At 70.3% G+C, this 3,535-nt stretch carries 2 protein-coding genes and 1 pseudogene; 2 read left to right on the plus strand and 1 reads right to left on the minus strand.

Annotated features, from left to right (window positions below; all coding sequences use genetic code 11):
- Together VFZ20_RS32835 and VFZ20_RS26675 are read left to right on the plus strand one after the other, a co-directional pair.
- Positions 1-115 (plus strand): annotated as a pseudogene (locus VFZ20_RS32835) (IS110 family transposase); the annotation flags it as partial.
- 715 nt (positions 116-830) lie between these two features.
- A complete protein-coding gene (locus tag VFZ20_RS26675) occupies positions 831-2,981 on the plus strand; it encodes a sodium-translocating pyrophosphatase (RefSeq protein ID WP_329687008.1) in 2,151 nt (716 codons plus the stop codon).
- 140 nt (positions 2,982-3,121) lie between these two features.
- Here VFZ20_RS26675 and VFZ20_RS26680 read toward each other — a convergent pair whose 3' ends face one another.
- Positions 3,122-3,334, minus strand: a complete 213-nt coding sequence (locus VFZ20_RS26680; protein ID WP_329687009.1) for a hypothetical protein — start codon at positions 3,332-3,334, stop codon at positions 3,122-3,124.
- Positions 3,335-3,535: the final 201 nt, after the last annotated feature.

Below are 3,535 nucleotides of genomic sequence, written 5' to 3' on the forward strand. Positions count from 1 at the left end.
AGGGAAGCCATTCAAGGTTGCCATGATCGCGTGTCTTCGAAAGCTGCTCGTGATCCTGAACACGATGGCGCGCACGAATACACCTTGGAATCCGGCGATCGCGGCCACCGTCTGAAACACAGTTGCTGAGGAGCCGCCGCGCGATCCTGATCTGCGCGGGAGCCATGGCGGCGACGAAGGATCTTGTGTGCGAGACTCGGGGCCGGACTCCCCGACGTGAATCCGGCCTCACGCTTCGCATGCAAGATCCTTCGGTCGCGCCCATGGGTTCGTGCACAAGTCGAGTCCAGGCGGGCGCTCCCTCACAGCGAATCCCGGATGGGTTTGAAGTGGTTTCTCGCCCATGCTGTCATTCTGAGCGAGGAAGGCGCCCGGTGCGGTCCATCCCATCGCGCGGAATCGTGGGCGCCTTCCGACCGAAGAATCTGGTCGGGCCGCGCACAGACCTCGCCCGTGCTGGACTCCTCGCGCGAACTCAGCGCGCGGGCGGGACCCTGCACTCCGGCAACTAGATTCTTCGGCCGGCCGGCGCCTGATGCATCATGGCAAGGGATGGTCTCTGCCGGCGCCGGCCGACCTCAGAATGACAGCACGGGTGAGAAACGACTCTACACCCACTGCAAAACCGCTGTCAGGATGACGCTGGTGCGTGTGCGGCGGAAATAACGAAGGAAACGGCGCGACACAGCCGAAACAAAAGGCTTTCCGGAGGCACGGCGCGCGTTTACCTTTTCGGCACTTCTCCCAACCTCCCCCACGCCGGCGCCGGAAGCCTCCTTCCGACGGCGCCGCGCGCATCCTGCCGGTTGACCCCAATCCGCCGCCCCACCGTGGACCTGACCCTCCTGACCGACTGGCTGTGGATCCTGGGCCTGCTGGGCTTGGGCGTTACGTGGATGATCTGGGAGCGCGTGCGCAAGCTGCCGCCCGGCAACGAGGTCATGCGCGGATTGGCGGCGCAGGTCCAGTCCGGCGCCATGGCGTTCGCCCGGCGCGTGGCCGTGGTCATGGGCGCGTTCGTCGTCCTCGCGGGGGCGCTGCTCTTCCTGGTCGCGGGATACCGCACGGCGGGCGCGTTCGCGGGCGGCGCCGTGTGCGCCATGGCGGCCGCGTTCAGCGGGCTGTTCGCGGCCGTGCGCGTCAACGTGCGGACGGCGGAGGCCGCGCGGTATCCCGGCCTTCCCGCGGCACTGCGGACGGGCTTCGAGGGCGGCGCCGTGGCGGGGCTGGCCGTGGCGTCGCTGGCCGTGCTGGGGACGGGGCTGCTGTACCTGATGGGCATCGGCCGGCCGGACGTGTACGAGGAGATCCGCTTTCGCGAGTTCGCCGAGATCGTCTCCGGCTTTGCAATGGGCGCCAGCAGCATCGCGCTCTTTGCCCGCGTGGGCGGCGGCATCTTCACCAAGGCCGCCGACATGGGCGCGGACCTGGTGGGCAAGCTGGAGGCGGGCATCCCCGAGGACGACCCGCGCAACCCGGCCACCATCGCGGACCTGGCCGGCGACTGCGCGGGCGGCACGGCGGGGATGGGCGCGGACCTGTTCGAGAGCTGCGCGGCCGCCGTCATCGCCGCCATCGCCGTGGGGATGACGGAGGGCACGCTCACGGGCTACGAGAACCGCATCGCCGCCGTCGCGCTCCCCCTGTTCGCCATCGCGGCGGGGCTGATCGCGTCGATCGCGGGCGTGTTCCTGCTGCGCCACCTCAAGCCGGAGCGCCCCGCCGCGGCCCTGCGGACGGTGCAATTGGCCTCCGCCGCGCTGTTCCTGGTGATGGCGTTCGGGATCGTCTTCGCGCTGGGCTTTGACCTGGCGGACGAGTCCACGGGGCGCGTGTACCACTACCTGGGGCCGTTCCTGGCCATCCTGGCCGGCACCGTGGCGGGGACGCTCGTGGGCGCCGTGACGGCGTTCTTCACGGGCCCGCGGGCCGCGCGGGGGATCGCGGAGGCGTCCTCCCAGGGCGCGGCGGCCAACGTGCTGGCGGGGATCTCGGCCGGGCTGCAGTCGTCCGTGCCCGTGCTGCTGATCGTCTGCGCGGCGGTGGGCGCGGCGTACGCGTCGGCGGGGCTGTACGGCATCGCCATGGCGGCCGTGGGAATGCTGGCGACCGTGGGCATCACCATGACCGTGCACGCGTTCGGGCCCATCGCCGACAATGCGGGCGGCATCGTGCAGCTGGGCCACCTGGGCCCGGACGCGCGGCGGGTGACGGAGGGGCTGCACACGGCGGGCAAGGAATCCGGCGCCGTGATCACGTCGTTCTCCATCGCCGCCGCCGCGCTGACCTCCATCGCCCTCTACGCGGCGTACGCGTCGTGGGTGGGGCTGGCGGGCATCAACCTGATCGATCCCGTCGTCGTCATCGGGTTCCTGCTGGGCGGCGCCGTGCCCTTTGCCGTGGCCGCGCTGACGATCACGTCCGTGAGCAAGGCCGCGCGCGCCGTGATCGCCGAGGTGCGGCGGCAGTTCTCCGGGAATCCCGGGATCATGGAGGGCACGGTGCCGCCGGACAGCGCCGCCTGCGTCGACGTGGCCACCCGCCACGCGCTGCGGGAGATGATCATCCCCGGCGTGCTGACGGTGGTGGCGCCGGTGCTGGTGGGCGCGGGGCTGGGCGTGGAGGCGCTGGGCGGGATGCTGGCGGGCGCCACGGTGACGGGCGTGCTGCTGGCGACGTTCATGGCCAACGCGGGGAGCGCGTGGGACCTGGCGCGGCAGCACGTGGACATGGGCGCGGCGGGCGGTCGCGGGTCGCCGGCGCACCAGGCGGCGCTGGTGGGCGACACCATCGGCGACCCGTTCAAGGACACGGCGGGCCCGTCGATGAACATCCTGATCAAGCTGATGAGCCTGGTGTCGCTGGCGCTGGTGCCCTGGCTGCTGAGCCTGCCCATCAACCAGGGCAAGGGCGCCCCGCCGCAGGAGCCCGCGCTGTCGATGCTGGAGGCGATCGCGCGGGCGGTCACGCACCTGGTGTAGGCGCGTGGGTCGCGGACCGAGCGGCGGAAGGCCTCACGCTCCGCCGCGGGGGCTGGACGCGGATGCAACGAGCCGGCCCACCCGCACGATGCGGGTGGGCCGGCTTTGCTCCACGCGTGGATCCCCGTCTCATGGATGGCTCACGGCCCGGCGGGCCCGATCGGCTCGTCCACGCAGAACGGGCAGGAGTTGCAGTCCGTGTTCTTGAGGGTGGTGCCGCCGTACACCTCCTGGAACTCCGTGGTGATGGCGGGCTCCGTGAGGTGGGCGTTGACGGTCCCGGCGCCCTTCTCGGTTTCCACGGTGAACGAGAGCACCTGGATGTCTGTGATGTCGAGCTTCAGCTTCTTCACGTTTTCTCCGGGGAGCCGGGTGACGCCACGCGTTTATCGGGACAAACCAATGGTAATTGGAAACAAGTTCGTCGGCAACTGTTCTGTTTCCCGATCCACGGCGCCGGCCTCCAGCCGAGCGACTGGAGTCGCCGCAACCACTGCGGAAAGCCCCACGATACTGCCGTGGGGCTTCAACTACGCGGTGGGCACATCCGCGCA

This window comes from Longimicrobium sp. (genome assembly GCF_036280135.1).
Classification (GTDB): Bacteria; Gemmatimonadota; Gemmatimonadetes; order Longimicrobiales; family Longimicrobiaceae; genus Longimicrobium.